The sequence below is a fragment of the Brevibacterium sediminis genome (genome assembly GCF_024895295.1).
Taxonomy (GTDB): domain Bacteria; phylum Actinomycetota; class Actinomycetes; order Actinomycetales; family Brevibacteriaceae; genus Brevibacterium; species Brevibacterium sediminis.
The window spans coordinates 250,857-277,273 of record NZ_JAHQRN010000002.1; the positions used below are offsets into that span (position 1 = coordinate 250,857).

The following is a 26,417-nucleotide window of genomic DNA, read 5'->3' on the forward strand; positions in this document are numbered from 1 at the left end:
GTTTCCCTCAGGCCACGCTGAATGACGCGGACTTGAGCTTCAGCTTGGTCCGCAGCTGATCGCCGGTGAGGCTCGCGGTCTTCCCCTTCACCGAGGTGGCTTTCACCGTCTTCACCAGACCTGAGCCGGTCTTCGCCACCGTCACAGACCGGACGTCTGCCAGCCCGAACGCCCGTGCCATGTCGGCCTGCTTGGCCGTCACCGACCACGAGGCGTTCGGGTTCTGCGCAGAGGCATACTTCGACGGAGAGTCATCGACCGAGACTAGGTACGGCACGGCCGACCCCCACACCTCGGCAGCCGAATGCGTCTTCGAGCCTGCCGACGACGAGTAGACAGCATCGATGAGCCCGCCCTTGTAGGTGATGACGCGCGCCGACTTCACCGTCGACCCGCTCGTGCTCTGTGTCGCGGCCACGGCCTTGCGCCATGGACCGGAATCGCCTGCATTCTCATGAGTCCACCCGAGGAAACGCTGCGAGGCCACCTCGTCATAGACGTTGCACCCGCAGGCAGGCTTCACCGCACCGAGATTGCGGTAGGCATAGGTGCGCGAAGCGATGGCCTGAGAGCGCAGGGCTTCGGACTGCCACGATGCCGGCATCTCGGCGATGCCCGGCAGATATTCCTTGTTGAGACCCACCACGTTGATGACGTTGAGCGAGCTCTTCAGCTGACCGATCTCGAGCCGTCCGTGCCGGTAGGTGCCGGTCGCCCCGTTCTGGGCACCGCTGACCGACACCGTCGTCGCCGACGAACTCTTCCAATATCGGGTGCCCTGCCATTCGAGGGTGAGCTTCGATCCCGAATAGCTCTTCGACCCGATGATCGCCTTGACCGAACCGGACGAGGTCCGTTCGATCGTGACCTTCGAGGCCGATTCGATGGTCTTCGACCCGACCTTGACCCGCAGACGGCCGGACCGCGGAGAGACCGTCACGGACTTCTTCCCGGTCAGCAGCTGCACCCTGAGACTGGCGTCGGCGTCCTTCGACATCGTCGTGACCTTGGCCCCGGTGTAGTAGTGCTGCAAGATCTGCGTCGACGACTTTCCGGCTGCCGCCATTCCGCGCGCTCCGTACTGGCTCATCCCGACTCCATGGCCGAACCCCGACCCCTTGATCGTGAACGACGACGGCGCCTTCGTCAGCGTCACTTTCGCCCCGGACTTCGCCGTCCACACGATCATGCCTTTCTGGAACTTCTGCCGGGTCTCGGACCCGGACCGGTACTCGTTGCTCGTCGGATAGCCGAGCGGACCGCGTTCCCACCCGGACTTCTTCCACGCCGTGCGGATCGCACCCAGAGTCGCATGGGCACCGGTGGCCTTCGTCCAATGGATGCTGCCGTGCTTGAACGACTGATAGCAGCCCTTCTGGATCAGCGTGCACCGCTGCGGGCCGACCGCTGGGCCGAGCTTGCCGGAATTCCCGCCGAGCGATCTGTGCATCGTCCCGATCGCGCTCGAGGTCGAATAGGCGGCATGTGCCGGAGGCGGTGTGGAGCAGAGAAGGAGAAGGAACCCGATGAGCAGTGACGCGAGGGCAGGAGTCGTCGCCTTGACGAACGGGGAAGCTGGCATGAGTAGATCATAAGCGCGGCTGTCAAGACCCCGGGTGACGAACAGACGAACTCCCCGAAACGATCGTTCCGGGGAGTTCCTCGCCGAGGCGGTCCGACCTCGGCGAAAGAGGCATCGTTCCTGCTCAGCTCAGCTTGTCAGCGATCGCCTGGTTGAAGGCGTCGAGGTCGCCGGGGTTGCGGGAGGTGATGAGGTTGCCGTCGACGACCACCTCGGTGTCGGTCCAGTCGGCGCCGGCGTTGATGAGGTCTGTCTTCGTCGCGATGAAGGACGTCAGCTTCCGTCCCTTGGCCACTCCCGCCTCGGCGAGGATCCACGGGGCATGGCAGATGGCCGCGACAGGTTTGTCGGCAGCGAAGAACGCTTTGACGAGGTTGACGGCGTCCTCGTCCAGACGCAGAGCGTCGGCGTTGAGGGTGCCGCCGGGCAGGACGAGGGCGTCGAAGTCATCGACCGAGGCTTCGGCGACGGGAACGTCGACGTCGAAGGTCTCGGCGTGCTCCCAATCGCCTTCCATCGCCTGCAGTGTTCCCTCGGACGGGGAGACGATGACGGTCGTCGCCCCGGCCTCGTCGAGTGCCGCGCGGGGACTGGTGAGTTCGATCTGCTCGACGCCGCGGGTGAGGAGGAATGCGACCTTCTTATCGGTGATGGCCATGATGGTGCTCCTTTTCTCTGTGTTCTGGAAATGCTGTCTGTCGTGAAATCTGTCTGTCGTGGGAATTGAGCCGCCGCGGAACTTGGGCCGGCGCCTCAGGTCAGATGGGCTCGCTGCTCGTCGGTCAGCGGCTTCGCGGGGAAGCGCAGCAGCACCTTGCCTGCCGGGTGGGCGGTGAGCAGATGCCGGTAGGCGTCGTGGACCTCTTCGGCGTCGAAGACCCGGGCGATCGGGATGTGGATATGGCCGTAGGCGATGGCCTGGCCCAGCCAGACCATGTCATCACGGCGGGCCCTGGCTTCGCCGTCGATGCTCACCCCGTACTTCTCCGCGACCGTGGGGCCCGCACCGATCGAGACGATGCGGTCGGCTGGGACGCCGAGGTCGATCATGCCGGTGATCTCGTCCTCACCCTGCGTCGAGTACGCGGCCTGGATCCCGTCGGTGGCGAGTTCACTGACTCGGTCCCATAGGCCCTCACCATAGGTGACGGGTTCGATCCCGAGGCTTTCCAAGAGAGCATGATTGCCCTGGCTGGCGCTGCCGATGACCCTCGCCCCGAGGTTGCGGGCGAGCTGGGCGACGATGATGCCGACGCCGCCGGAGGCCCCGGAGACGAAGAGAGTGTCGCCTTCGCTGAGGCGCAGGGCGCGGATTCCGGCGACGGCGGTGCGCCCTGCGACGTAGAGACCTCCGGCGGTGTCGACGCCGAGTCCGCGCGGGATCCTGTCGAGCCTGTCGGCAGGATCGGTGATGAGAAGCTGTTCGGTCTGCGCCTGCTTCGGCAGCCCGCCGTAGACGAGGTCTCCGGGCGTGAAGTCCGTAACGCGTTCGCCGACCGAGGCGACGACGCCGGAGAAGTCCACGCCGTTGCCGGAGGCAGTTTCGACGGAACCGAAGCGACCGCCCTGGAGCATCTTCCAATCCAGGGGATTGAGCCCGGCATAGAGGACGGTGACGAGGACCTGGCCCTCGCCGACCTCGGGGACGGCCACCTCGGCGAGGTGAAGCTGATCGATGTCTCCGTTGGAGGTGTACTGGACGCGTCTGGTCATGCTCTGCTCCTCATCGGTGGGCGAATCAGTCCGACTGACGAATCGGTTGAGGGCCCGACCTGTTCCGTGGCCCACATCAGCGACAACACCACAGGAAGCCGACTTGTTCCACGACACGAATGACCGCACTCCCCGGGCCGCAGCGGGCCAGGGGAGTGCAGTTGGGGATGCGCGGAATTCGTCAGGCGAATCGCGGCTGCTCGAGGGGAGCGGATCAGGGTGGCCGCGTCGATGAGGCGACCGGGCATTGTCGGCTCAGATGTTCGGGAACTCGAGGCTGTAGCCGATGCCGGACTGCGACGCCGAGGTGATCTTCACAGTGCCGTAGTGATTCTTGCCGGCAGCGGTGACGGTGCAGTTCTGTGAGCCGCTGTGGGAGAAGATCCGCAGGTCGGAGTAGCAGTCGACGTTGTCGACCGTGGTGCCCTGCTTGGCGTAGGCGTTCTTGATGTCCGCCTCGAGAACGTCGGCGGGGATCTTGCCGTTGCCGTCGGCGTCGAGTTCGACTCCGTCTTCGCCGATCCGCGGACCCTGGTAGCCGTTGTCGGTCGTGCCGCTCGACGACGATGATCCGCTCGAGGTGGAGTCGCTCGAGGACGACGATCCGGTGGACGACGAGCCGTTCGAGGTGGAGGAGCCACTCGCCGAGGAGGCGCTGGACGAATCCGTGGATCCGCCGCTGCCGGTGGTGCCGTTGTCCGTCGTGCCGTTATCGGTCGTTCCGGTCGAACCCGAACCGGTGGAGTCCGAGGCGGAGCCCGAATCCGATACCGGTTCTTCGGCGGTCGTCTCGGTGCTCTCGGTCTGCTGGTCCTGCTGACCGTCCTGCTCCTGGCCCTGTTCCTGGCCCTGGCTTTCTGGGCCGAAGGTGATGTTCATATCGCAGGCCGAGAGTGTCAGGGTCGCGGCGAGAGCTCCGGCAACGGTGATGGTCTTGAGAAGTGTCTGTGCCTTCATGGTCTGCTCCTGGTCTCGTGTGCAAAAAGCTGTCGGTGTTTCGTACAAGACAAGCCTCTCAGCGCGGAGCCGTGACCTGGGCCGATTCGTGTTCGGATCCGGTGACGCATGTTCCAGGACGGACACATCGGCCTATTCTGGGACTGTGTTCGATGACCGGAGCCGAAGAGATTCGAGAAAACTTCGCCGGCGATGTCGAGAACACTCGTCCGGCTGCGTCCCAGACATGTCAGCGAGCACAACCCGTGCGAGCGACACGAGACAAGGAGACCATCATGGCCAAGTACCTCATGCTCAAGCACTATCGGATGTCGGAGCAGTATATGGATTACACCTCGATGGACCAGTGGCGTCCCGACGAAGTCGACGCGCATGTGGCGTACATGAACGCCTTCGCCGACAGACTCAAGGACTCCGGTGAATTCGTCGACTCCCAGGCACTCTCGCCCGAGGGCACCTTCGTCCGATCCGGCGGACCGGGCAAGCCTCCGGTCACCGACGGTCCCTTCCCCGAGACGAAGGACCTCATCGCCGGGTGGATGGTCATCGACGTCGAGAACTACGACCGAGCTCTCGAACTCGCCGGTGAGTTGTCCGCCGCACCGGGCAAGGGCGGAGAGCCGATCAACGAATGGCTCGAACTGCGTCCCTTCCTCGACCACGCACCCAGCGTGGACGAATGATCAGGGACGCGAACGGAGTCCGCGATGATCGATCCGGATCCCCTCGCCGAGGCGGAGCTGCGTGAGCTCGTCCCCGCCGTGATCGGCATCCTCGTCAGTCGTGGAGCAGACTTCGCGACTGCCGAGGATGCCGTTCAGGACGCGCTCATCGAAGCCCTGCGATCGTGGCCGGCCGACCTGCCCCGTGACCGGCGGGGCTGGCTCGTGACGGTGGCGTGGCGGAAGTTCCTCGACATCGTGCGATCTGAAGGATCGCGGATGAAACGCGAGGAACGGGTCATGGCCGCCACGCTCGCCGAGCCCGGAACCTCGGCCGAACCCGGGACGGACGGCGTCCCGAACGTCGATGACACCCTCGACCTCTACTTCCTCTGCGCGCATCCCGACCTCAGCCCCGCCTCGGCGGTGGCCCTGACTCTGAGGGCGGTCGGCGGACTGACGACGAAGCAGATCGCCGCAGCCTATATGGTGCCCGAGCCGACGATGGCTCAACGCATCAGCCGCGCCAAATCCACGATCGCAGGCTCCCGACTCAACCGACCCGGCGACCTGTCCTCGGTGCTCACCACCCTCTACCTCGTGTTCAACGAAGGGCACTCGGGCGAGGTCGACCTCGTCGCCGAGGCGATCCGACTGACCCGCACGCTTACGTCGATGATCGACTCCGCCGAGGTGGACGGACTGCTCGCCCTCATGCTCCTCCACCACGCCCGCCGCGATGCCCGCTTCGGCGTCGACGGTCGCCTCGTCGCGCTGGCCGATCAGGACCGCACCCTGTGGGATCGACGACTCATCGTCGAGGGCATCGAAATCCTGCAGGCAGCCCTTGGTCGGGATGAACTCGGCCAATATCAGGCACAGGCTGCCATCGCGGCACTCCACGCCGATGCGCAGACGGTCGAGGACACCGACTGGGTGCAGATCGTTCAGTGGTATGACGAACTGCTGGCCCTGCGAGATACCCCGATCGTGCGACTCAACCGTGCCGTGGCCGTCGGGGAAGCCGACGGCCCAGGGGCGGGCCTGGCCGAACTGCGGGGACTGGACGAGAGCCTGCCGCGCTACTTCGCCGTCGAAGCGCACCTGCGCGAACGCGCAGGGGAGTCACAGCGGGCCGCCGAACTCTACGCACGGGCCGCCGAACGGGCCGGCAGCCTCGCCGAACGCGATCATCTCAACCGGCAGGCGGCACGCCTTCGGTCGGGGCAGGGCCACCGGCCGTGACCGAGACGACGGTGATCACGGTCTCGCTCGGCCGCCTCGGCGAGCGAGGTTGATCACTCCTGTCGGCAGAAGACATTCGTCCGCACCGATGGCGGACTACGATCGAAGGGAGCGCTCAGCTCACCACCCCATGTCAGCGATCCCGTCACCGGGGTCCGTTCCCGATGTCGAAAGAGGCCGAACCCGTTTGAGCCACCTGCAGGAGTTCTTCCGCATCCCACCGGGCGAACGCGACCACATTCCCGCGTTCCGCATCGCCCTGGGAGTCGCCATCCCGCTTCTCGTGCTGCTCGGAATCGACCGCCTCGACCTTGCCGTCTATGCCGCCTTCGGCGCCTTCACCGGCATCTACGCACGCTTCGAATCCCCACGATCGCGGACCAGACGACAGTCGATCGCAGCCGCCGTCCTCGTCGTCTGCGTGGGCATCGGCGCCCTGCTCAGCAGCCTCGGAGCTTCGGTCTGGGTGCTCGTCGTCATCACCTCGCTCGTGTCCGGTGCGGGTGCGGCCATCGCCTTGCGCTTCCGGCTCAAACCCGGCGGGTCGATCTTCTTCATCTTCGCCACGGGAGCCGTCGGATCCATTCCGGGCGGCGCATCGGTGCCGGTGGCAATGGGTGTGGCGGCCGCCTCGGCGCTGGTGTGCATCGGTCTCGGAGCGCTCGCCCACTATGCCGGCGAACGCATGCCTCCGGAGAAGGAGACCTATGTGCGGGTCGGGCTGTCGCCGGTGGGCAAGGCTGATCTGGCAGCCCACGCCGCCCGATTCACGATCGCCCCGTTCATCGCCGGAGTTCTCGGCACCCTGCTCATCGATGTGCTCCCGCTGCTGTCCCACAGCTATTGGGCGATGGTCGCAGCGGTCGCACCGATCACTCCACCCGGTCGTTCGGCCCGTCTCAAGCGCGGCGTCCACCGGGTGGTCGGAACCCTGCTGGGCGTGATCGTCACAGCGTTCCTGCTGTCGTTCCCCACCGAGGCGTGGCAGCTGGTGGTGTGGGTGATCCTGCTGCAGTTCCTCGCCGAGATCTTCGTGCTGCGCAACTATTCGGTGGCTCTGCTCTTCATCACCCCGTTGGCACTGCTCATGACCCAGATCGGCAGCCCCCACCCGGTTCCGGAGCTGTTGGCCTCGCGTGCCATCGAAACCGTCATCGGCGCCGTCGTCGGCATGGTCGTCGTCATCGTCGGCTTCAGCAGTGCGAAGAGGACGCGCGCTGAAATCGATGCCTCCCCGCATGCCCATGATGATGACTGACCTGGTCCTCGGCTGCCAGAACTTCTGCCACGCCGCCTGTGCGTCGGATATCATCGGCTCACCTCAACTCATCCGCACTGCCCTGACGCTGAACCGAACCGGGAGCACATGATGACCACCAGCACCGAGGTGCTCGCCACCCTGGCCTCGCTCGAGGACGAGAAGATCCGCGCCGTCAACGCCCGCCACGGCGACGACCACGCGGTCAACCTGACGAAGCTGCGCGCCGTGGCGAAGGACCTGAAGAAGAACGATGAACTCGCCTCCGAACTGTGGGACTCCGGTGACACTGCGGCCCGCCTCGTCGCGATCCTCATCATGCGTCCGAAGGCCTGGAGCGAAGCACAGCTCGATGAGATGCTGCGTGACTCCCGTGTCCCGAAGGTCCACGGTTGGCTGGTCAGCTATATCGTCAAGAAATCGCCCCACGCCGAGGCGCTGCGCCGGTCGTGGATGGACGATCCGGATCCCGTGGTCGCCTCCGCCGGGTGGGCGCTGACGAGCGAACGGGTGAACCGGAAACCCGAAGGCCTCGACCTGACCGGTCTGCTCGATGTGATCGAGGCCGAGATGTCCGATGCCCCCGAACGTCTGCAGTGGGCGATGAACGAGACGTTGTCCTATATCGGCATCGAGAACCCGGACCTGCGGAAACGTGCCATCGACATCGGTGAGCGCCTCGGCGTGCTCCGCGACTACCCGACCTCGCCCGGCTGCACCTCGCCCTTCGCCCCGACCTGGATCACGGAGATGGTGGCTCGGAAGTCAGCGGATTGATTCGGCGGGCACCTGCCCCGCGAGACCGGACGCCGCTGATTCTTCGTCCGGTGAGCTGATCGTCAGCCAATTCGCGCTCAGGGCGGTGAGGAAGTCGGCGGCGTCGAAGGCCTCGCCCGGCGCCAGAGCCCCTGTGCCGGTGAACCGACCGTCGATGAGGCGGATGGCGGCTTCGACCACGAGTGGGGCGGTGACCTGGTAGATGTCGCGGCCGGACGCTCGCAGTTCGCGTCGGTGACCGGCTCGGTCGAGCCGGACATCGACGGTGAAGTTCTGGGCGGAACGACCGAAGTCATCCACCGCCTGTGGGGCACCGGTCTCCGAATCGGAGATATCGGCCAGCGCGGTCTCTGAGAGGAGATTGTCGATCCGGCGGGCCCGCAGATGCCGGTTCATGGTGATCATCTCGCTGAATGGCTGCTCGCGAACAGTCTGCTCACCGATCGGTGCCGGGAAGGCCCACTGGTGGCGACTGGGCTGTGGGGAGACGGGAACGAGCATCGATTCGGACACCCTCAGTCGAGTGGCTGTGTTGCGTCGGCCTGTGATCCGAGTCCCCGGGGTCGGCCACCACCGGTCGAGGCCGATGGCGACTGTCACCGAGTCGATCTCCTCCCATTCCCTGGCAGCGGCGGTGACGAGGAGGTCCGCCAGTCCGCCGTAGAAGGACATGGCCGGCACCACTGCCGTGCTCATCGGTGTCCGATTCGATCCGAATGTCTCGAAGAGTGCCTGCACGGACCCCTGTTCGGCGGAGACATCGAGGTAGTGGGCCCCGGCGCGGGCGGCTGCTGCGGCCAATGGCTCTGCGGTGTCGAGGAATGGGCCGGCGGCGTTGATGACTGCGGCGGTTCCGGCGACTGCGGCATCGAGATCTGTTGTGACGGCGACGTCCGCGACGCGGATCTCCGTTCCCGGAAGATTCTGGGCCATGGCGGTGAGGGCGGCTTCTCTACGACCGGAGAGGATCGGTCGCAGTCCGCGCCGAAGCGCCTCGGCGACGATGAAACGACCGGTATGTCCGTAGGCTCCGTAGACGAGCACTGCTGAGTTCTTCTGCATGGTTCAAGCTCATCACTGCGCGGCTGCGGGCACCAGGAGACGATGGGACACTCTGCGTACAATTTCAGACATGCATACCGTCGGGCTGGCCCTGCACCGAGATTCCATGCTCTATGAGACTGCGATCGCCGCCGAGGTCTTCGGCACCGATCGCTCTGATTTCACGCCGCAGGGTGATTGGTACGACCTCATCGTGTGCACCCCCACCGGCGATAGCGCAAACTGGCTTCCGCAGGGTCGCAGAGGCGATTTTGCCGATCTGCTCGACGTGGATTCGATCGTCGTGCCCTCGACCACCGTCCTTGACGGAGAACCGGATCCGCAGCTTCTCGAGGTGCTGCGGACCGCCGCCGCCGACGGCATCAGGATCTCCAGCCTGTGCACCGGATCCTTCGTCCTCGCTGCGGCGGGGCTGCTCGATGGGCGTCCGGCGACCACGCATTGGATGCACGCGGCCGAACTCTCCCGACTGCATCCGAGAGTCGATGTCCGCGACAATGTCCTCTACGTCGATGACGGGACGATTCTCACCTCCGCGGGAAAGACCGCCGCTCTCGACCTGTGTCTGCATCTGGTTCGCCTCGACTTCGGAGTCGCGGCAGCCAATGCGCTCGCCCGCACGCTCGTGGTGGCCTCGCATCGACCAGGTGGTCAGAAGCAGTTCGTCATCGCCCCGGCCGATCCTGCGCTCGATGACTGTCTCGGTGCCGCACTCGATTGGGCCAAGGCGCACCTCGACGAGCCGCTCACTGTCGACGACCTTGCCAGTCGGGCCGCCGTAAGCAGCCGACAGCTCGCGCGCCGAATGCTTTCTTCGGTGGGGGTGACCCCGCTCAGATGGCTTCACAACCAGCAGATCCTCCGTGCGCAGGATCTGCTCGAGCGCACCGATGCTGCCGTCGAGATCATCGCCGCCCGCTGCGGGATGGGCAGCGCAGCCACCCTGCGACGTCACTTCCGGAACGAACTGGGCATCAGCCCCACTGCCTACCGGAATGCATTCCACAGCCCCGAGGAGAGACCGCTCGGGGCCTGAGGTGCCCCTGCGGTCGGTGGGCTCAGAGCCCGGCCGGGTGGCTGGTGTGGAAGTCTGTGACCTGCTGGAAGGCATGACCGGCGGCCAGCACCAAGGGTTCGGTGAAGTCACCGCCGACGAACTGTGCTGCCAGGGGAGTGCCCCGGTCGGTGAACCCTGCGGGCAGAGTGATCGACGGCATTCCGCAGTTGTCGATCGGTGCCGTCGGTACGGTCACCGCGGCGAACAGCTTCTGGTCGGAACCCAGGTTCGCCATCTGCGCGATCGTCGGTGAGCCGACGCCGATTCCCGGCAGCAGGAGCAGATCGATATCGGCCATGAGAGTGCGCATACGGCCGGTGAAGTCTCTCCGCGATTCGAGCAGCCGGTGGTAGTCGACGGCGGAGAGTCCGCGCCCGATCTCGATGAGACCGGACAGGTCGCGACCGTATTCGTCCGCCCGGGCCGGATACGTCTCCGAATGGACACCGGCGGTCTCGACCCCGCACAGAGCCGTCCATTCCTTGGCCGCGGCCTCAAAACCGGGAGCCTCGACCGCGAGCACCCGCCAGCCCAGGTCGGTCACCGTCTCGATGGTGTCCTCGAGCATCTCATTCGTCGCAGCGTCGAAGTGCTCTTCGGCCAGCTTGCGGTCGAAACCGACGACCGGGGCTCCGTCGACGCGCAACCTCTGCAAGTAGTCCGGTACCGGTTCGAGCGACGAGGTGGGATCGGCCGGATCGTGGCCGGCGATGGCCCGCAGCACGATCGCGGCATCACGGGAGCTGCGGGTCATCGGCCCGATGTGATCGAGGCTGGGAGCGAGTGCGAAGATGCCGTGGCGGGAGACTCGGCCCCAGGTCGGTTTGAGTCCCGTGACGCCATTGGCCGAGGACGGAAGGCGGATCGATCCGCCGGTGTCCGAGCCGAGCGAGGCGAAGCAGAGCCCGGCCGCAGTGGCCACACCGGACCCTGAGGAGGAGACTCCCGACCAGGTGCCGGCATCCCACGGGTTGACCGGGGTCGGCAGGTCGGGATGGTGACCGGTGAACGCCCCCTCGGTCAGACGCAGTTTGCCGAGGATGACGGCTCCGGCGGTTCGCAGTCGGGCGACGACGGTGGCATCGAAATCTGGGCGGAAGTCCGCATGGATCGTGGTGCCCGCACCGGTCGGTGCGTCGTGGGTGTTCGCAAGATCCTTCACCGCCACGGGGACTCCGTGCAGATCGCCGAGCCAGTTTCCGCGGTCCAGGAGGGAATCGGCGCGGTCGGCCTCAGCGAGGGCCGATTCGGCCATGACTGTGGCGAAGGCCTGCAGTCGGGGCTCGAGGCTGTCGATGCGTTCGAGCATCGCTTCGGTGACCTCACGCGAGGACAGCTGCCTGGTTCGGATGAGTGTCGAGACTTCGTGGAGCTCGAGGAACGGGATCTCGGTGCTCGTCGGTGTGGTCATCATGCCTCCCTGCATCGGTTTCCATCACCCTAGTCGATCTTCTCACCAGGGTGAACAGTCATCTACGGGGCTATGCTCCGGCCAGTTCCCGCAGTGATTGGATGTGTGCCTCGAGACGTCTGCTCCCGTCTTTGCTGATCGAGACCCAGGTGCGCGGGCGTTTGCCCACGTACCCCTTCTTCACCTCGATCATTCCGGCCTTCTCGAGTGCGGTGATGTGCCGGGAGAGCACGGAATCGGAGACACCGAGGCTGTCGCGCAGCAGTTTGAACTCGGCCTTGTCCCGGTTCTTCAGGCTCGAGACGATGCCGAGCCTCGTGGGGTTGTTCAGCTCCGGTTCGAGCCGGGTCAGCGAGTCGCCGAGGTGGGGGATCGTCTCGTCTTCGGTGTGCGCGTCCTCTGGTTCGGTCGCGGAGTTCTGTTTCGCAGTCATCGTCGGTCCCTCCTCAGCGGCGCAGGGCCAGCAGGGAGAAGACCGGGGCGGCGACCCACAGCAGTCCTGCGGCGATGAACGGGATCGGACCGCCGGCGGCGAACGAATCGGCCATGACGCCGGCGACGAAGGCGACGATGATGACGCCCAGCCATGACAGCAGCAGAGCCGTGGAGCGGCGGCTCCAGGACAGGGCCTTGACGAGGTAGACGATCAGTGCCGGGACGAGCCAGCTCAGTCCGGCTCCGGCGACGACGAGCTGGGTGGTGTTGTCGTCGATGATGCCGATGGCCATGAGACCGACGGAGAGTCCTGTGGAAAGGACGAAGAGCAGAGTGACCAGCGGCCACGCATCTCCACCGCGGGCCCGGGACTGGTTCGCTTCGACCTGGCTGAGAAGATCTGCCGCCTGCTGCGGGGTGGGGTTCGTGTTCATGTCGGTTCCTCTGATTGGGGTTGCTCTGTGGAAGTAATTCCACAGTACCAATTACTTTCCATAGTGGAAAGTACTTTCACCAAAATTACTACCTGACGGCGGCCCAGCTACCTCGCGCGAGGTAGCTGGGCCGCCGTCAGGTAGCAATTAAGGGGTGGAGACTGCGACTGTGGCGGCCAGCTCCGTGGCCCGCTCCAAATGCTCCTCGGTGACTTCGCCGGTGAAGATGAGGGGGTCGAAGGCGAGCTTCCAACCTAGGCCGGTCGTGATCTGCTTCATCGCGGTTTCGGCACCGGTCGTGTCGTAGCCGCCGTGGATCCAGTAGGAGAACGGCCTGCCGGCGGTCGGCTCGCGCACCGCGTCATAGGTGGTGTCGAAGAAGTGCTTGAGGGCACCGGAGATATAGCCGAAGTTCGCGGTCGTGCCGAGCACATAGGCATCCGCGGCGAGCACATCAGCAACACTTGCCTCCAGCGCCGGGCGGATGGTGACGTCGATGTCGCCGAGCTCGAGCATACGCAACCCGGACTCGGCCGCCTCGGCGATCCGTACCGTCGCAGCGGACGGGGAATGATGAACGAGCAGAACGTTGACCATGGCCCCACCCTAGCCCCGGCCGGTGCCCTCCGTCAGCTGCCCTGTCTACAGTGGAGCCATGGCAGTCATCTTCGACCCCCTGCGCGGACGCGTGCGTCCGGAAGCCAGCCACCCCGATGCCGCGATCATCGACGTGCTCACGAGGACCTATTCCGGCGCGGACTGGGCGGTGCTCACCGGGGCGGGAATGAGCACGGATTCAGGCGTGCCCGACTACCGTGGACCGGATTCCCCGCCGCGGAAGCCGATGACGATCCAGACCTTCCTCTCCCACCCCGATCAGCGAGCCAGGTACTGGGCACGGTCATGGATGGGCTGGCCGCGGATGCGCGGCACCCAACCGAACCAAGCTCACCTCGCCCTGGCCGAGCTGTCCGTGGCCGGGATCATCACCCAGAACGTCGATGGACTCCATCAGGCCGCCGCCGAGGCGGTCGCCGCCGACCGCGGGAACGACGCCGGAGCCCCGGCGCCGAGTCCCGTCATCGACCTCCACGGCAGCCTCGACCGAGTGATCTGCCTGAGCAACGGACACCTGTTCGACCGCGACTGGGTACAGCGGAGACTGAGCGAACTCAACCCGGACTTCGCCGAGGAGGTCGGCATCGACCCCATCGACGTCGAAACCGCACCCGACGGCGACGTCGAACTCGAGGACACCGCCGGATTCGCAGTCCTCGACTGCCCCGAATGCGGTGGACTGCTCAAGCCCGATGTCGTCTATTTTGGCGATTCCGTCCCGGCCGCCAGGGTCCAGGCAGCCAATCGGATCGCCGACGAGGCTGCCGGACTCGTGGTGCTCGGGTCCTCGCTGGCAGTGCTGTCGGGACTGCGGTTCGTCCGGACCGCAGCGAAGGAAAGCAAACCCGTCGTCATCGTCACCGACGGGCCGACCCGCGGAGACGAATTCGCCGACTTCCGGTCGATCTCCCGCGTCGCCGACTTCGTCACCGCGTGGGCAAGCCGGTGAGGAGATCAGGCGGCGATTCGGCCAGGCATCCAGGGGAGTCCAAGCCGGGAATGGAAGACTGAGAGTCATGAGAGACAATCTGGCTCGCGCCGAACGACTGCGCCTTGTCGACACAGCCCGCCGTGCCGGGGACGACGCACCCACCCTGTGTGAAGGGTGGACGGTCAGGGACCTTGCCACCCACCTCGTCATCCGCGAACGTCATCCCCGCGCTGCCGCGGGCATCTTCATGCCGAAGTTCTCCGACCGCCTGCAGGCGAAGGAAGACGAGTACGCCGAGATGCCGTTCAGCCGGCTGCTCGGACTCGTCGCCGCACCGCCGAAGTGGACCCCGGGCGCCCTGCCGGGAGTGGAGACGGTGATGAACACGACCGAGTTCCTCGTCCACCACGAAGACATCCGCCGCGCCGCGATCGAATGGATTCCGCGTCGGCTGTCGAAGGCGGAGACCGCGACCGTGTGGGCACAGACGAAGGTGGCCCTCCTGCCCTACGCGGCGAAGGCGAAGGGGCCCGTGACGATCGAAGCCCCGGGCTTCGGTACCCGCACAGCAGGGAAGAAGGGCAGCGGTGAGGCCACGACGATCACCGGGGCACCTCTCGAGCTGCTTCTCTATCTCATGGGACGGGTTGACCACGCACTCGTCGACGTGCGCTGAACTTCGGGAAAACCCTATCCAGGTCGGGGGATTGGTCCCTGTCGGCGTCCGGTGACGTCTTCCTAGGCTGGTATCAACAGCCGATACCAAGGAGACCAGCACCATGAACGCAGCACCCACCCCGACTCCCGATCAGTTCGACCAGACCTCCGCGGGACAGTACCCACACCCGTCCGCCGGGCAGTACGAAGCACCGCAGAGTTACCCGACGCAGTACCGCAATGGCCAGCGTGCCGAGGAGGATCCGGGCAAGGTGCTCGGCATCGTCTCGCTCGTGGCGACCCTGTCGACCTTCCTCGGATTCAACTTCATCGGACCCGTCGTCGGCATCATCACCGGTCACATGGCGCGCAAGCGCTCACAGGAAGCAGGTTTCGGAGACAACGAGATGGGCAAATGGGGCTTCATCTTGGGCCTCGTCTTCCTCGGTCTCCTTGTCCTCGGATGGGCACTCGGAATCTCCTTCGGCATCGTCGGCGGCCTGGCCAGCCTCATGGCCGGCTGACCGCGACAAGAAGGCAACACCGACAGAGAAACCGCAGAGGGCCGACCCTTGTGGGTCGGCCCTCTGCCGATTTGAGAAGCCCGTGTCAGACGAATTCAGTATCCGACCCAGGCCCCGCGTTCCTGGTCGAGGACCCGCGGGTGCAGCAGCGTCGAGGCTTCGACCTTGCCCACAGCCGCGCGATCACGGTCCGGTGGGAACGTCGTCGAGGCGGCGAGCACCTCGGCGGTGGCGAATTTCAATCCGTCCGGAGCATCATCGGCCACGGTCACCTCGGGGCCCTCCCCGTCGAGATCGGCGAGGAGATATCCCCAATCACCGAAGCTGGGGACATCGACGTGATACGGAGTCGTCGACAGTCCCGCCTCGGCGACGGCCTCTCCGATGCCCCAAAAGGCCTCTGGGGCGAAATAGGGGGAGCCGGCCTGGACGACGAGGCGCGCCTCCGGGGACATCACCTGGCGGATGAGCCCGTAGAACTCGATGCTGTAGAGCTTCGAAGTCGCCACATCATCGGGGTCGGGAAGATCGGCGATGACCGCGTCATAGGCCGAACGCTTCGCCTCGCGCAGCCACGTGAAGGCATCGGCGGCGATCGCTCTCACCCGCGGATCGTCGAGCGAGTCGTCGTTGAACGCGGTGAAGTGCTCCGAGGTCTTCGCCAGTTCGAGGACCGCGGGGTCGAGGTCGACGAGAGTGACTGACTCGACGTCGGGATACTTGAGGATCTCGCGCACGGCCAATCCATCGCCGCCGCCGAGGACGAGGACGTTGCGCCGCGGACCGTTCAGCAGCGGATGGACGAGGCTTTCGTGATAGCGGTACTCATCGGCCGAGGCGAACTGCAGATCCCCGTTGAGGAACAGCCGCGTATCACCGGTCCTCTTCGCCTCGGTGAGCACGATCTCCTGGTAGTCCGACCGCTGCGAATACACGATCGGATCCCGGTAGAGACGCTGCCGGGTGGTGACTTCGATGTCGTCGGTATACACCCACACCACGGTGAGCCCGCCGAGGATGAGCACAAGCAGAGCTGCCAACATGAGTTGGGCGGCGCGGCTGAGTTCGGAGCGGAAGAGCCAGAGGACGATGAGGATGCCCACCAGTGCGTTCGTCATCCCCACGGCCAGCGCACCGCGCGGCAGACCGAGCAGCGGCAGCAGGAGGAACGGGAAGGCGAGCCCGCCGATGAGTCCGCCCACATAGTCGGCGGCGAAGAGGTCGGCCACTGCGCTCGAGGCCTTCTGCGCGCGGATGCGTTGGACGAGCTCCATGAGCAGCGGGATCTCCGCGCCGATGAGCGCGCCGATGACGAACGCGAGGGCCACCATGGCCACCGTGTAGACGTCGGCGAACGCGAAGGCGAGGTAGAGCAGGATGACGGAGAGCCCGCCGATGATGCCCAGGGCCGCCTCGATGAGGGCGAAGGAGACCGCGGCGAACCCGGTCAGCCGCTTGGTCGCCAGCGAGCCCACACCCATGGCGAAGACCATGACGGCCAGGACGATGGAGGCCTGGACGATGGTGTCGCCGAGCAGATAGGACCCCAAGGCCACGAGCGCGAGCTCGTAGACCATTCCGCAGCTCGCGCAGATGAACACGGCGAGCAGGACGAAGAATCGGGCCGGCCCCGGACGCATCGGGAGGGTGATCGGTCGGGCCGCCTCGGTGGTGGTGCCGGAGCCGTCGTCAGCGGTGCTCAAAGGAGGGCTGCGGCCATGATGCCCGCGATGCCCAGGTGGGCGGTGGCGTTGACCCAGACCTCGGGGTGCATCTGTGGGGAGTTGATGATGTCGCCTGTCTTGCCCGGGGTGAGCAGGCCGATGAGCACGAAACTCACTCCCATGAGGATGATGCCGAGGATGCCGAAGACGAGAGTGGACAGGATGCCCGCGGCCAGGTCATCTGAGCTGGCGCGGATGGCTGCGATGACGATGATCGCGACCCCGGCCAGGTCGGAGGCGACGAGGACCGCGGCATTGCGCGACTTCTGCTCCCACAGGATGACGTGGAGCTTGCCCGGGGTGAGCAGGTCGACGACGAAGTAGCCGATGACCATGAGGAGGAGTCCGCAGCCCGCATAGGAGAGGACGACTCCGGTCTCGTAGATGAGGTAATTCAGGAGCATGTCTGCCTTTCGCTGTGCCTGATCGTGCCTATTTTCCGGTGCCCGGTCCGCCGCCGCGGAAGCCTGAGCCGTCGCCGTAGTTCGATCCGCCGCCGGTGAAGAACGGGAGGAAGAAGAAGCCGCCGCCTCCGGAGCGGGATGCATCGCAGCCGACGTAGTCATAGCTGCTGCCGTTCTTGACGTAGTCGCCCTCGCCGGGGTTCGAGACGTATTGGCCGTTGCTGAGGTCGTAGTCGCCGCAGTTCGCCGACGACCCGGACGAACCGCAGCCTCGGAACATATTGCCGATGACGATGAGGATGACGACGAAGAAGATGATCGTTCCGCAGCCGATGCGGCGCGGCTTCCGCCCCGATCCGCCGCCGGGCCGCTGCGGTCCGCTGGGACGCTGGGGGCCGGATGGACCGGAGTTTTCGCGGTCGAAATCGAAAGAGCCGCCGCCCATCGAGACGTTCGGTCCCTGGCTCATGTCGACCTCCTCAATTCGGAGCTGCTGTGCACGATCTCTCCATGCTGCGGGTAGCAGTGCCACGACAGCCAGGCGATCCGTTCGGGACCTGCTGCGGTCAGCGACAGTGCCGTCAGTGCGCCGGGCTGTCCGGGGAACGCGACCGAGAGGTGGTCGTCTGCGGTGAGGGCACGGTCGGCACCGGCGGCGAGCACCTCGGCGGCGGCCGTCGGGAAGTCCCCGGACACGTGGGTGCGGGTCGCGGTGAATCGGTGTTCGGTGAAACCGGCCCACCGACCGTGGCGGATGTGTTCGCGGTCCCACCGCGGTCGTGTCTGCGACGAATCGTCCCCATCCTCGCCGAGGCAGGCGAAGGTCTCGATGAACGCATCGGTGGGCCCGGCGCTCAGGATCGCCTGGTGGGAGGAGCCGATGACGGTCAGTGTCAGGGTGAGGTGCGGTGCCTCCTCGGCGGGGGTGGACTCTGTGTCAGTGGGTGCGGCTGCTGTGGGCACATCGATGCGGTGGGCAGCCAACGGGGCGATCCGGTCGTGGTCGAGGCTCAGCCGCAGCGCCTCGGCACTGGTGTCGGTGAAGGGGACGTCGAGCGGGCGGGGGAGGGTGAGCATCAGCTGCCGGAGTAGATGGTGAAGGAGCCGGTCGGGATGGTCTCTCCCGTGCTCACTTCCCAGCGTCCGTGGTCGAAGCGTTCGAAGGCGAGCAGGCGGCCGTCGCCGGATTCGTAGTCGACATAGTCGACCCCGCCCTTCTCATTCAGTCCCGTGGTGCCTTCGGACCGGTAGGAGGCGGTGCCGTGCTCGACGAGGTCGTAGTCGGTGCCGTCGATGGTGATGGTCCGGGCCTTCGGTTCGATGTCGAGGTCGGGGCGGTCGCGCCAGCGGGCGATCTGCACGTCGGGGTCGCGTTCGACGCTCAGCCACATGCGGGTCGCCGAGGCGTCGGCCTGGAAGAAGTGCTCGGCCCAGTCGTAGCCGCCTTCGGAGATGCGCAGGGTGCCGCGGACGAAGAACTTCTCGTTGCCGAATTCGAGGAGGTCCCCGGCCTTGATGGTCTCGGGATCACCGCCGGTGTTCTGGTCGGCGGCGAAGGGATCGCGCGGGGCGGGCGGCTGTTGTGTCTGCTCCTGCTTGCGGGCCTTGTTGGCACGTGTTCGGATGACGAGCACGGTCACGAGAACGACGATGATGAAGACGAGGACGGCGATGAGGAGTTCTGTGGGCACGGCGGTCTGCTTCGGTTCGATGGCCGGACGGGTCACCGCCCACTCTAGTCGACCGGAATGTCACGCGCGGCTGTGATCGGACTTCTTCTCCAGAGCGGTCATCGTGTCGGCGATGAAGAACCCGAGGTCGCGGTTGAGTGCGAGCATCGGTTCGTTGTCCGTCGCCGTGTACGTCTGCACCCATTTCGCCGAGGCGGTCGCCGCGACCGCGGGCAGCTGACGCAGGTTCGCGACCTTGAGGGCCCGACCGATCCCGCGGCCTCGATAGGCTCGGTCGACGAGCGTGTCCTCCTGGATGACGATCTGCGGATCATGGGACGAGACCATGATCTCCGTGTAGCCGACGGCGAGTTCGCCCACGTGCGCCATCGAGCTGACCAAGGTCCAGCCCTGCTCTTCCATCCGCTCCTCATGGCTGCGGATCGCTGCAGTGCTGGCATGGGTGGCGGAGCGGGTGAGGAAACCGACGGGCACGTCCTCATCCATCTGCACACGCAGTTGGGTCCAGGATTCCAACACCTCCTCGGGGCAGGCTCCGATCCATGAGGTGACCGAGAAGTCCGGGTCCTCCCTGATCACCGGCACAACCGTCGACGCCCCCGAATCCTTGTACCGATTCGCATCGGCGTCCAGGTAGGCGGGCAGGTCGAGCAGCAGCCGGTGCTCTTCGTTGCCGATGCTCATCCCGTGCGCCTGCGCGAAGGCGACCCCGGCCGGGCAGTAGGTTTCGGTCTGCACGATCTCCGAGGAATCGTCACCATCATCGAGGAACTGTGCGGCCGCCTCGGCGAGAGCAGTGCCGAAACCCTGCCGACGGTGAGCCGAGAGGACACCGAGTTCGATATCGGTCGGAGTTTCGGGGGAGAGACTGATCTCGACGCCGCCGATGATCTCCTCGCCGAGGCGGCCTGCCAGGGCGATGTCCTGTCCTCCCGGGCGCGGGTGGGCGAATTGGGTCAGCGTCGTCTCGGCGCTGCGCCACCAGGCGGCGGTGCGGCCCTCGGTGTAAGCGGTGCGCATGACGTCGTTCCACGTCAGCAGCGCAGATTCATCGTCGGCGGCGATGCGCGTGATCTGAATCTCAGTCATAGTGAAAGTCGATCACGGCAGGTGCCGGTTTTCAAGGACGCCGCGGTTCGGGGTCCTCGGGACGGTCAGGGTCGTCGGTGCTGTTCGTCCCCTCGGGGTCGAACTGGTCCGCAGCGGATCCGCGGTCGGACGTGTCGGTGGGGGCCGCCTCGGCGTGGGGATCATGTTTGGGCAGGCGGGAGCCGATATGAGAACCGGGAGTGTTCATCACCCGGTACACGAGGAAGGCACCGACGCTGAAGACGACGATGATGCACAGGGTGAGGAAGATGACAGCATCGAGTCCGGGCTCCATTATTTCGCCATTCGCCGACGGTCGAAGTAGTTCGCGAAGCGGGCCTTGAACGAGCCCATGCCGATCGATCCGCCCACGCGCACGAGAGGCCGGCGGCCGGTCGGAACGGCGTCGACCACGGATTTCACGCTGCCCCAGGTCTTCGAGAGCTGGTCGACGTTGACGGCCCAATCGGCGGGGACGACGACGGTGACGGCGCCCATTCCGGCGACGATCTCGACCTCGATGACCTCGAGATCGGTCTCGACCTCGAGGAAGTTCAGTTCGATGTTCGACATCGAGGGTTCGCAGCGGATATACGGCGGGACCGCCCACCTGGCACGGCGGACCTCGGATTCCCAACCGGCCTTGATGACGAGCGGATCGAAGCGGTCGTGGCCAGTGACCGCCATCGCGCGGCCGGCGGCGGGAGTGATCGCCGAGGTGGGGCGGAAGCGATCGGAGGGCAACTCAGTTGTGAGGTCGGCGAGCACCGCGTCGAGGTCGATGGGGAACTTTGCGGATTGGACCTTCTCCATCCGTTCGTCGAGCTCGTCGACCGTGATTCGACCGTCTCCGGCGGCTTCGCGCAGGATCTCGATCGCCTCGTCGCGTTCCTTGTGGCCGATGCGGAAGGTCTTTGCGGGGTCGTTCTCGTCGGGGGAGGGGGTGGCTGAGCTCATGATCTCTATCGTGCCTGATCGGGAAGTCGGCGACAACGGCGGGGAGTCCGGGGCCGTGTCTCGTGTCAGCCGTTGGCATTAGGCTAGGGGACGTGTCCACCGCACTGTACAGAAGATACCGCCCAGAGACCTTCGACGAGGTCATCGGTCAAGAGCATGTGACCGATCCGCTGAAGGCCGCCATCGAACGCGGCCGCATCAACCATGCCTATCTGTTCTCCGGCCCGCGCGGGTGCGGCAAGACCACTTCGGCGCGGATCCTGGCCCGGTGCCTCAACTGCGAGCAGGGGCCGACCCCGGTGCCGTGCGGGGAATGCCCGAGCTGTCGGGATCTGGCCAACGGCGGACCCGGTTCGCTCGATGTCGTCGAGATCGACGCGGCCAGCCACAACGGCGTCGATGATGCCCGTGACCTGCGTGAACGTGCCGTCTATGCGCCTGCGCGCGATCGATACAAGGTGTTCATCCTCGACGAGGCTCACATGGTCACCTCGCAGGGCTTCAACGCTTTGCTCAAGATCGTCGAAGAGCCGCCGCCGCATATCAAGTTCATCTTCGCCACGACCGAACCCGAGAAGGTCATCGGCACGATCCGGTCGCGGACCCACCACTATCCGTTCCGACTGGTGCCGCCGGAGGCCCTGGGCAACTACCTCGAGGAGCTGTGCGCTCGTGAGGGTGTGCAGGTGGCCAAGGGCGTGCTGCCGCTGGTCGTGCGGGCCGGAGGGGGATCGGTGCGTGACACGCTGTCGGTCCTCGACCAGCTCATCGCTGGGGCCGGGCTCGATGGAGTCGACTACGGTCGAGCCGTCGCGCTGCTCGGATATACTCCTGATTCGCTGTTGTCCGACATCGTCGATGCGTTCTCCGCCGGCGACGGTGCCGGGGTGTACCGCGCGGTGGAGCGGGTCATCGAATCCGGTCAGGATCCGAGACGCTTCGTCGAAGATCTGCTCGAGCGCTTCCGGGATCTCATCGTCATCAACGCCGCCCCCGAGGCGGCCCATGCCTTCCTGCCCGAAGTGCCGCCGGACCGCCTGGAGAGGCTGACCCTGCAGGCCAATGGTTTCGGACAAGGCGAACTCTCCCGCGCCGCAGACCTGCTCAACGTGGGACTGACGGAGATGTCGGGTGCCACCTCGCCGAGGCTGCAGCTCGAACTCATCTGTGCCCGCATTCTGCTGCCCGGTTCCGGCCGCAGCCGGGATGCTGTGCTCAGTCGTATGGAGCGGATGGAACGTCGCATCGGCATGTCGGCCACCGGTGTGGCAGCGAACGTGCCGCCGCCGCAGGCAGTCCCGGATCAGGGTGCGGCGCAAGCCCCTGTGCAGGGGCAGGCACCTGCTGTCGATCAAGGACAGTCGGGCGGTCGACCGCCGGCAGGTGATGCGTCGCCTGGTGCGCCGGGCCGCGGGGCCGGAGCACCGGATGCGGATGCGACCGCCGGTCAGCTCCAGAGCGCGGCTCACGACGACTTCGACGACATCGCGGCCATGGCCGCGGCCGCCGAGTCGATGCTCAACGAACCGGTAGCGCAGCCAGCGCAGCAGCGTGAGCAGGGGCAGCAGCGTCAATCTGATCGGCAGGGGGCGCAAGGGCAGGCCGAGCAACAAGAACAGTCGGATCAGCAGGCTCAGTCGTCTCAGCACGATGGCCAGACCGAGCCGGAGCAGGCATCGCCGTCCGGACCTCAATCTCAGACCGCGCTCGCGGGTCCGCAGCAGCAGTCTGCTGAGGATCCCCGGAGCGCAGCTGACGGCCAGCCGGCGCAGGAACAGCAGCCATCTCCCGATTCGCCGCCCGAGCCTGCGGCCGAAGCGTCGGGCGCGCCGCAGAATGAGTCGCAATCTGTCCAGGACAACCAGCAGAGACAGGACTCTGCCGGTGCCTCCGCACACAGCTCTGCACCGGACTCCGCGCCGGCGAACCAGCCTCAGCGCCAGTCGGCTCCTGCGCCTGCGGCACCAGCCGGACCTGCCGATGGCTCACAACAGTCCGAGCAGGCAGCGGCACCGGAAGCGACCTCGGTGGCGGGATCCGGCGATATCGGCGGTGAGATCGAAGCGATCCGCCGCGCATGGCCGAGCATCCTCGCCTCGGTGGAGAAGCGCAGCCGACTGACACGAGCGATCATCGCGGCCAATGCAATCCCGCAGTCGTTCTCCGACGGGGTCGTCTACCTCGGCTTCAACAACGCCGGATCCGTGCAGGGATTCCAGCAGCGTGACCATGCGGCCAAACTCGCGGCGGCGATCAACGACGTTCTCGGCATCCAGGCTCGTATCGACGTCGGTGATGTCGGTCGGATCGGCGGAGGAACTGCCGGCGGAGGCAGCCAGGGCAAAGGATCCTCGGCTCCGCCCATGAATGACTCCGGCGGCAATCACGGACCGGCGCCGAGCCAGCGACGCCCGAGTCCGCAGGAAGTCGCCGCAGTCGTCGGTACTCGTGAAGTCGACAAACCACAGGTTGACCACGAGAAGTTCTGGGAACCCAGCGGCCCGACGCAGGGGCCCTGGTCCTCCGACGACGAGGAGGGGGAACAGCCGGGCCTTCCGACTGAACCCACACCTCAGGACAACCCCGGTGAACCGGCCGAAACCACCGAAGAGGGATCGGCCGATTCTGAGCCGGAATCCTCGGTCGCTCAGGTTCCCGCTGCGGACTCGGCCGACTCTGAAGGATCAGACTGGACTGCTCCTGAGCCGAGAGATCCTGACCACGATTCTTCCGAACCAGCGGTCCCGGACGTCGTTGTGCCCGACCTGTCCGACGACGACTTCTTCGGTGCGCCGACAGACACCGGAACCGAGTCGACCGACTCCGGTAACGCACCGACCAACGACTTCGGACGGTCTGACCACTCGCGCGAGCAGGAACCAGCTCCAGCAAGGTCGTCCGGCTTCGCCGACGATTCGCCGATGGAATATGTCGAACCGCGGTGGGAGGAACCGAATTGGAACGACGGTCCCTCCCCGATCGACCCCTCACCGGTCGATGCGGCATCGACAGGCACAGCCTCGAACGACGTCGACGAGACGAGCGCCGGCAGCGGAGCTGTCGACGTCGGCGCCGTCGTCGTTCCGCCGCCCGACGACGATCTCGACTATCCCGATCTCGGCGACACCACGAGCGACTTCGGAGGAGGTGCCTTCGACCAGTCGGCACCTGCCGTGCAGCCGCCGCCACCGACCCCTGGGGGAGAGGCGAAACCGTTCAAATCGCGCTTCGCCGCACTTGCCGAAAAGCACGGTGCCACCACCACTCCGCCTGCCGGACCCGGCTACGGATCTGCTCCGCAGGCCAGCCCGGCAGGCGGGACAGCGCCGGGGGCTGCCTCGGCGCCGGGATCGAACCCCTACCCGCAAGGGTCGGGATCGGACGAGGACGAGTATGATCCGGAAACGGACCTCGACGTCTCCGAAGCGCCGCAGATGGGCGTCGATGTGATCGCACGGGTCCTCGGCGGCGAAATCATTGACGAAAGAGAAGTATGAGCGCTGTATACGAAGGTGCCCTTCAGGACTTGGTCGAAGAGTTCGGCAAGCTTCCGGGCATCGGGCCGAAATCGGCCCAGCGTCTGGCGTTCCACATCCTGCAGACGGACTCGCAGGACGTCAATGCGCTGGCCCAGGCGCTCACCGACGTGAAGAAGCGAGTGCGGTTCTGCGAGATCTGCGGAAACGTCTCCGAGGAGGCCGAATGCACGGTCTGCCAGGACCCGCGCCGCGATCGGTCGATGATCTGCGTGGTCGAAGAGCCCAAGGACGTCGTCGCAATCGAACGGACCCGAGAATACCGGGGCCTCTACCACGTCCTCGGCGGAGCCATCGACCCGATGGCCGGAGTCGGGCCCGACAACCTGCGGATCAAAGAGCTCATGACGCGTCTGCAGGACGGTGAGGTCAAGGAGACCGTCATCGCCACCGACCCGAACCTCGAAGGCGAAGCCACCGCCACCTACCTCGTCCGCCTGCTCGGATCACTCGGCGTGACCGTCACCCGCCTGGCCTCGGGGCTGCCCGTCGGCGGCGACCTCGAATACGCCGACGAAGTCACCCTCGGTCGGGCATTCTCCGGTCGTCGCGAAATCGACTGACCGCCTCGGTTTCGCCCTCTTGACACCATATCGATAATCGTGAAACATATTGTTTATCGATATATCGACAAACGATAAATCATCGGATGCGGCGAAGGTCGGCGGAAAGCTCGTCTGCTGCTCGCCGGGACGGGAAGGCGTTGTCATGTCACCGACAGAGGAACAGAGGCCGGACGGCGAACCTCAGAAGCGCAAGGCGTTCGGAACAGGTTACGAACTATGGATCGGTTTAGCGGTCGGCTTCTACGTCATCTATGCCGTCACTGATCTCGTCACGCGAATGATCCGCTCCGAAGTGGCGGTGACGGTGGACTTCTCCGACGGCTCCGCCTCCTCGCTCGATGCCGGGAACGGAGCGGCATCCCTGTCCGGACTCACCGAGATCGTCGTTCCGACGGCCGACGTCTCGGCCGGGGCGGTCGTGCTGGTGACCATTGCCGAAGTCACTCTTATCCTCACCGTGTTGGCGGCCGCGATCTCCCTGGTGCCTGTCATCCGTGACATCGCGGCGGGAACACCCTTCACGCCCCGGGCATCCCGCGCCTTTGCGGCGTTCGAGTGGATCGTGGCGATCGGGTGGATTCTCCACTTCATCACCAAGGTTCCCGGCGGCAACTGGATCTCCGCCGATATCGGCATCGCTGATGAAGTGGGGCCGGGAATCACCGTCGTCCACGCGTTCTTCGTTCTCGGGGTCGTCGGCGGCGCCGAACTGCTGCGGCGGTGCTTCAGATCAGGACGCGAAGCTCAAGAAGAGCTCGAAGGGCTCGTGTGATGGTCGAGGAATTCGACTCCTCCCGGGTCATCTGCCACCTCGACAGTCTGCTGACCCGGCGAGACATGAGCCTGACCGAACTGTCCAAACGCGTCGGGGTTTCGCTCGCGAACCTCTCCGTGCTCAAGAACAACAGAGCGAAGGCCGTGCGCTACTCCACTCTCATCGCTCTGTGCGAGGTCCTCGACTGTCAGCCTGGTGACCTCTTCACCGTGGAGCGACGGTCGGACTGACCGTCAAGAGCAGCGCCCGTCGGCACGAAGCCGGCGGGCCGCCTCGGCGAGTGAATCCGGCGTTCCACGATGCCTCGTTTATAACGATTTCTGAGCAGGGGCTGAACGCCCGGTGACCAACC

At 65.7% G+C, this 26,417-nt stretch carries 29 protein-coding genes; 12 read left to right on the forward strand and 17 right to left on the reverse strand.

The features are described from left to right. Positions 1-7 precede the first annotated feature (7 nt). The 4 genes from KTJ89_RS05505 to KTJ89_RS05520 form a co-directional block, all read right to left on the reverse strand. Entirely contained in the window at positions 8-1,582 is a 1,575-nt protein-coding gene (locus tag KTJ89_RS05505) for a SpoIID/LytB domain-containing protein (protein WP_259357027.1), read from the reverse strand. A gap of 124 nt (positions 1,583-1,706) precedes the next feature. Continuing rightward, a complete protein-coding gene (locus tag KTJ89_RS05510; protein ID WP_139469363.1) occupies positions 1,707-2,240 on the reverse strand; it encodes a type 1 glutamine amidotransferase domain-containing protein in 534 nt (177 codons plus the stop codon). A 95-nt stretch (positions 2,241-2,335) separates the two neighbouring features. Further along, a complete protein-coding gene (locus tag KTJ89_RS05515) occupies positions 2,336-3,295 on the reverse strand; it encodes an NADP-dependent oxidoreductase (protein WP_259357028.1) in 960 nt (319 codons plus the stop codon). A 255-nt stretch (positions 3,296-3,550) separates the two neighbouring features. Next, entirely contained in the window at positions 3,551-4,252 is a 702-nt protein-coding gene (locus tag KTJ89_RS05520; RefSeq protein WP_259357029.1) for a hypothetical protein, read from the reverse strand. A 275-nt stretch (positions 4,253-4,527) separates the two neighbouring features. Between KTJ89_RS05520 and KTJ89_RS05525 the strand changes: the two genes are divergently transcribed. From KTJ89_RS05525 to KTJ89_RS05540, 4 genes are all read left to right on the forward strand, one after another. After that, positions 4,528-4,935, forward strand: coding sequence for a YciI family protein (locus KTJ89_RS05525; protein ID WP_259357030.1), 408 nt, complete (start codon positions 4,528-4,530; stop codon positions 4,933-4,935). Positions 4,936-4,959: 24 nt separating this feature from the next. Next, positions 4,960-6,159, forward strand: coding sequence for an RNA polymerase sigma factor (locus KTJ89_RS05530; RefSeq protein WP_259357031.1), 1,200 nt, complete (start codon positions 4,960-4,962; stop codon positions 6,157-6,159). A gap of 187 nt (positions 6,160-6,346) precedes the next feature. Continuing rightward, on the forward strand, positions 6,347-7,417 hold the full coding sequence (locus KTJ89_RS05535) for an FUSC family protein (RefSeq protein WP_259357032.1): 1,071 nt from the start codon (positions 6,347-6,349) through the stop codon (positions 7,415-7,417). A gap of 111 nt (positions 7,418-7,528) precedes the next feature. After that, complete coding sequence (locus KTJ89_RS05540) at positions 7,529-8,194, forward strand: DNA alkylation repair protein (protein ID WP_139907160.1); 666 nt, start codon at positions 7,529-7,531, stop codon at positions 8,192-8,194. Here the strand turns inward: KTJ89_RS05540 and KTJ89_RS05545 are convergent. Further along, positions 8,183-9,256, reverse strand: a complete 1,074-nt coding sequence (locus tag KTJ89_RS05545) for a saccharopine dehydrogenase NADP-binding domain-containing protein (RefSeq protein WP_259357033.1) — start codon at positions 9,254-9,256, stop codon at positions 8,183-8,185. The two genes, KTJ89_RS05540 and KTJ89_RS05545, sit on opposite strands and share 12 nt — an antisense overlap. Before the next feature lie 70 nt (positions 9,257-9,326). Here KTJ89_RS05545 and KTJ89_RS05550 point away from each other — a divergent pair, with 70 nt between their 5' ends. Further along, positions 9,327-10,292, forward strand: coding sequence for a GlxA family transcriptional regulator (locus KTJ89_RS05550; protein WP_259357034.1), 966 nt, complete (start codon positions 9,327-9,329; stop codon positions 10,290-10,292). A gap of 22 nt (positions 10,293-10,314) precedes the next feature. Here KTJ89_RS05550 and KTJ89_RS05555 read toward each other — a convergent pair whose 3' ends face one another. From KTJ89_RS05555 to KTJ89_RS05570, 4 genes are all read right to left on the reverse strand, one after another. Beyond that, a complete protein-coding gene (locus tag KTJ89_RS05555) occupies positions 10,315-11,724 on the reverse strand; it encodes an amidase (protein ID WP_253904006.1) in 1,410 nt (469 codons plus the stop codon). A 70-nt stretch (positions 11,725-11,794) separates the two neighbouring features. Further along, entirely contained in the window at positions 11,795-12,157 is a 363-nt protein-coding gene (locus KTJ89_RS05560; RefSeq protein ID WP_259357035.1) for a winged helix-turn-helix domain-containing protein, read from the reverse strand. A 13-nt stretch (positions 12,158-12,170) separates the two neighbouring features. After that, entirely contained in the window at positions 12,171-12,593 is a 423-nt protein-coding gene (locus tag KTJ89_RS05565; protein ID WP_172174022.1) for a hypothetical protein, read from the reverse strand. Between the two features lie 147 nt (positions 12,594-12,740). Then, a complete protein-coding gene (locus KTJ89_RS05570) occupies positions 12,741-13,190 on the reverse strand; it encodes a flavodoxin family protein (protein ID WP_259357036.1) in 450 nt (149 codons plus the stop codon). 58 nt (positions 13,191-13,248) lie between these two features. On the opposite strand from KTJ89_RS05570, the gene KTJ89_RS05575 reads away from it, so the two are divergent. The 3 genes from KTJ89_RS05575 to KTJ89_RS05585 all read left to right on the forward strand — a co-directional run bounded on the left by KTJ89_RS05575 (position 13,249) and on the right by KTJ89_RS05585 (position 15,323). Beyond that, positions 13,249-14,160 carry a Sir2 family NAD-dependent protein deacetylase gene (locus KTJ89_RS05575; RefSeq protein WP_259357037.1) on the forward strand — a complete coding sequence of 304 codons (912 nt, stop codon included), beginning with the start codon at positions 13,249-13,251 and terminating at the stop codon, positions 14,158-14,160. 67 nt (positions 14,161-14,227) lie between these two features. Beyond that, positions 14,228-14,818, forward strand: coding sequence for a TIGR03085 family metal-binding protein (locus KTJ89_RS05580; RefSeq protein WP_259357038.1), 591 nt, complete (start codon positions 14,228-14,230; stop codon positions 14,816-14,818). Between the two features lie 103 nt (positions 14,819-14,921). Then, a complete protein-coding gene (locus KTJ89_RS05585; protein WP_139468729.1) occupies positions 14,922-15,323 on the forward strand; it encodes a DUF4190 domain-containing protein in 402 nt (133 codons plus the stop codon). A gap of 95 nt (positions 15,324-15,418) precedes the next feature. On the opposite strand, the gene KTJ89_RS05590 is transcribed toward KTJ89_RS05585, so the two are convergent. The 8 genes from KTJ89_RS05590 to KTJ89_RS05625 are packed head-to-tail and all read right to left on the reverse strand — an operon-like array spanning position 15,419 to position 21,188. After that, entirely contained in the window at positions 15,419-17,026 is a 1,608-nt protein-coding gene (locus KTJ89_RS05590; protein WP_259357039.1) for a polyamine aminopropyltransferase, read from the reverse strand. Further along, a complete protein-coding gene (locus KTJ89_RS05595; RefSeq protein ID WP_052240077.1) occupies positions 17,023-17,451 on the reverse strand; it encodes a DUF350 domain-containing protein in 429 nt (142 codons plus the stop codon). Before KTJ89_RS05595 ends, KTJ89_RS05590 begins: the two co-directional genes overlap by 4 nt. 28 nt (positions 17,452-17,479) lie before the next feature. Beyond that, a complete protein-coding gene (locus KTJ89_RS05600; protein ID WP_259357040.1) occupies positions 17,480-17,920 on the reverse strand; it encodes a hypothetical protein in 441 nt (146 codons plus the stop codon). Beyond that, positions 17,917-18,528: a DUF2617 family protein gene (locus tag KTJ89_RS05605; RefSeq protein ID WP_259357041.1), complete on the reverse strand. Its 612-nt coding sequence runs from the start codon at positions 18,526-18,528 to the stop codon at positions 17,917-17,919. Before KTJ89_RS05605 ends, KTJ89_RS05600 begins: the two co-directional genes overlap by 4 nt. Next, positions 18,528-19,178, reverse strand: a complete 651-nt coding sequence (locus KTJ89_RS05610) for a DUF4178 domain-containing protein (protein ID WP_258041890.1) — start codon at positions 19,176-19,178, stop codon at positions 18,528-18,530. The genes KTJ89_RS05605 and KTJ89_RS05610 overlap by 1 nt, the downstream gene beginning before the upstream one ends. A gap of 24 nt (positions 19,179-19,202) precedes the next feature. Continuing rightward, positions 19,203-20,231 (reverse strand): GNAT family N-acetyltransferase, encoded by a 1,029-nt coding sequence (locus tag KTJ89_RS05615; RefSeq protein ID WP_259357042.1) that lies wholly within the window; start codon positions 20,229-20,231, stop codon positions 19,203-19,205. Between the two features lie 31 nt (positions 20,232-20,262). Further along, positions 20,263-20,526 (reverse strand): hypothetical protein, encoded by a 264-nt coding sequence (locus KTJ89_RS05620; RefSeq protein ID WP_259357043.1) that lies wholly within the window; start codon positions 20,524-20,526, stop codon positions 20,263-20,265. After that, positions 20,526-21,188 (reverse strand): DUF1707 SHOCT-like domain-containing protein, encoded by a 663-nt coding sequence (locus tag KTJ89_RS05625; RefSeq protein WP_259357044.1) that lies wholly within the window; start codon positions 21,186-21,188, stop codon positions 20,526-20,528. The genes KTJ89_RS05620 and KTJ89_RS05625 overlap by 1 nt, the downstream gene beginning before the upstream one ends. Before the next feature lie 92 nt (positions 21,189-21,280). On the opposite strand from KTJ89_RS05625, the gene KTJ89_RS05630 reads away from it, so the two are divergent. The 4 genes from KTJ89_RS05630 (at position 21,281) to KTJ89_RS05645 (ending at position 26,295) form a co-directional block, all read left to right on the forward strand. Further along, positions 21,281-24,685: a DNA polymerase III subunit gamma and tau gene (locus KTJ89_RS05630; RefSeq protein ID WP_259357045.1), complete on the forward strand. Its 3,405-nt coding sequence runs from the start codon at positions 21,281-21,283 to the stop codon at positions 24,683-24,685. After that, the gene (recR, locus tag KTJ89_RS05635) at positions 24,682-25,287 is read left to right on the forward strand and encodes a recombination mediator RecR (protein ID WP_025780860.1); all 606 of its coding nucleotides are present in this window, start codon (positions 24,682-24,684) and stop codon (positions 25,285-25,287) included. Before KTJ89_RS05630 ends, recR begins: the two co-directional genes overlap by 4 nt. 145 nt (positions 25,288-25,432) lie before the next feature. Further along, complete coding sequence (locus KTJ89_RS05640) at positions 25,433-26,062, forward strand: DUF2975 domain-containing protein (RefSeq protein WP_139907174.1); 630 nt, start codon at positions 25,433-25,435, stop codon at positions 26,060-26,062. Beyond that, positions 26,062-26,295 carry a helix-turn-helix domain-containing protein gene (locus KTJ89_RS05645; RefSeq protein WP_139907175.1) on the forward strand — a complete coding sequence of 78 codons (234 nt, stop codon included), beginning with the start codon at positions 26,062-26,064 and terminating at the stop codon, positions 26,293-26,295. The genes KTJ89_RS05640 and KTJ89_RS05645 overlap by 1 nt, the downstream gene beginning before the upstream one ends. Positions 26,296-26,417: the final 122 nt, after the last annotated feature.

Coding starts and splice junctions, on each gene's coding strand:
- KTJ89_RS05570 (WP_259357036.1), bottom strand. CDS start 13,190: ATGGTCAACGTTCTGCTCGTTCATCATTCCCCGTCCGCTGCGACGGTA.
- KTJ89_RS05640 (WP_139907174.1), top strand. CDS start 25,433: ATGTCACCGACAGAGGAACAGAGGCCGGACGGCGAACCTCAGAAGCGC.
- KTJ89_RS05530 (WP_259357031.1), top strand. CDS start 4,960: ATGATCGATCCGGATCCCCTCGCCGAGGCGGAGCTGCGTGAGCTCGTC.
- KTJ89_RS05575 (WP_259357037.1), top strand. CDS start 13,249: ATGGCAGTCATCTTCGACCCCCTGCGCGGACGCGTGCGTCCGGAAGCC.
- KTJ89_RS05580 (WP_259357038.1), top strand. CDS start 14,228: ATGAGAGACAATCTGGCTCGCGCCGAACGACTGCGCCTTGTCGACACA.
- KTJ89_RS05585 (WP_139468729.1), top strand. CDS start 14,922: ATGAACGCAGCACCCACCCCGACTCCCGATCAGTTCGACCAGACCTCC.
- KTJ89_RS05625 (WP_259357044.1), bottom strand. CDS start 21,188: ATGAGCTCAGCCACCCCCTCCCCCGACGAGAACGACCCCGCAAAGACC.
- KTJ89_RS05520 (WP_259357029.1), bottom strand. CDS start 4,252: ATGAAGGCACAGACACTTCTCAAGACCATCACCGTTGCCGGAGCTCTC.
- KTJ89_RS05505 (WP_259357027.1), bottom strand. CDS start 1,582: ATGCCAGCTTCCCCGTTCGTCAAGGCGACGACTCCTGCCCTCGCGTCA.
- KTJ89_RS05620 (WP_259357043.1), bottom strand. CDS start 20,526: ATGGAGCCCGGACTCGATGCTGTCATCTTCCTCACCCTGTGCATCATC.
- recR (WP_025780860.1), top strand. CDS start 24,682: ATGAGCGCTGTATACGAAGGTGCCCTTCAGGACTTGGTCGAAGAGTTC.
- KTJ89_RS05565 (WP_172174022.1), bottom strand. CDS start 12,593: ATGAACACGAACCCCACCCCGCAGCAGGCGGCAGATCTTCTCAGCCAG.
- KTJ89_RS05560 (WP_259357035.1), bottom strand. CDS start 12,157: ATGACTGCGAAACAGAACTCCGCGACCGAACCAGAGGACGCGCACACC.
- KTJ89_RS05515 (WP_259357028.1), bottom strand. CDS start 3,295: ATGACCAGACGCGTCCAGTACACCTCCAACGGAGACATCGATCAGCTT.
- KTJ89_RS05525 (WP_259357030.1), top strand. CDS start 4,528: ATGGCCAAGTACCTCATGCTCAAGCACTATCGGATGTCGGAGCAGTAT.
- KTJ89_RS05555 (WP_253904006.1), bottom strand. CDS start 11,724: ATGACCACACCGACGAGCACCGAGATCCCGTTCCTCGAGCTCCACGAA.
- KTJ89_RS05605 (WP_259357041.1), bottom strand. CDS start 18,528: ATGCTCACCCTCCCCCGCCCGCTCGACGTCCCCTTCACCGACACCAGT.
- KTJ89_RS05595 (WP_052240077.1), bottom strand. CDS start 17,451: ATGCTCCTGAATTACCTCATCTACGAGACCGGAGTCGTCCTCTCCTAT.
- KTJ89_RS05540 (WP_139907160.1), top strand. CDS start 7,529: ATGACCACCAGCACCGAGGTGCTCGCCACCCTGGCCTCGCTCGAGGAC.
- KTJ89_RS05600 (WP_259357040.1), bottom strand. CDS start 17,920: ATGAGCCAGGGACCGAACGTCTCGATGGGCGGCGGCTCTTTCGATTTC.
- KTJ89_RS05615 (WP_259357042.1), bottom strand. CDS start 20,231: ATGACTGAGATTCAGATCACGCGCATCGCCGCCGACGATGAATCTGCG.
- KTJ89_RS05510 (WP_139469363.1), bottom strand. CDS start 2,240: ATGGCCATCACCGATAAGAAGGTCGCATTCCTCCTCACCCGCGGCGTC.
- KTJ89_RS05550 (WP_259357034.1), top strand. CDS start 9,327: ATGCATACCGTCGGGCTGGCCCTGCACCGAGATTCCATGCTCTATGAG.
- KTJ89_RS05645 (WP_139907175.1), top strand. CDS start 26,062: ATGGTCGAGGAATTCGACTCCTCCCGGGTCATCTGCCACCTCGACAGT.
- KTJ89_RS05545 (WP_259357033.1), bottom strand. CDS start 9,256: ATGCAGAAGAACTCAGCAGTGCTCGTCTACGGAGCCTACGGACATACC.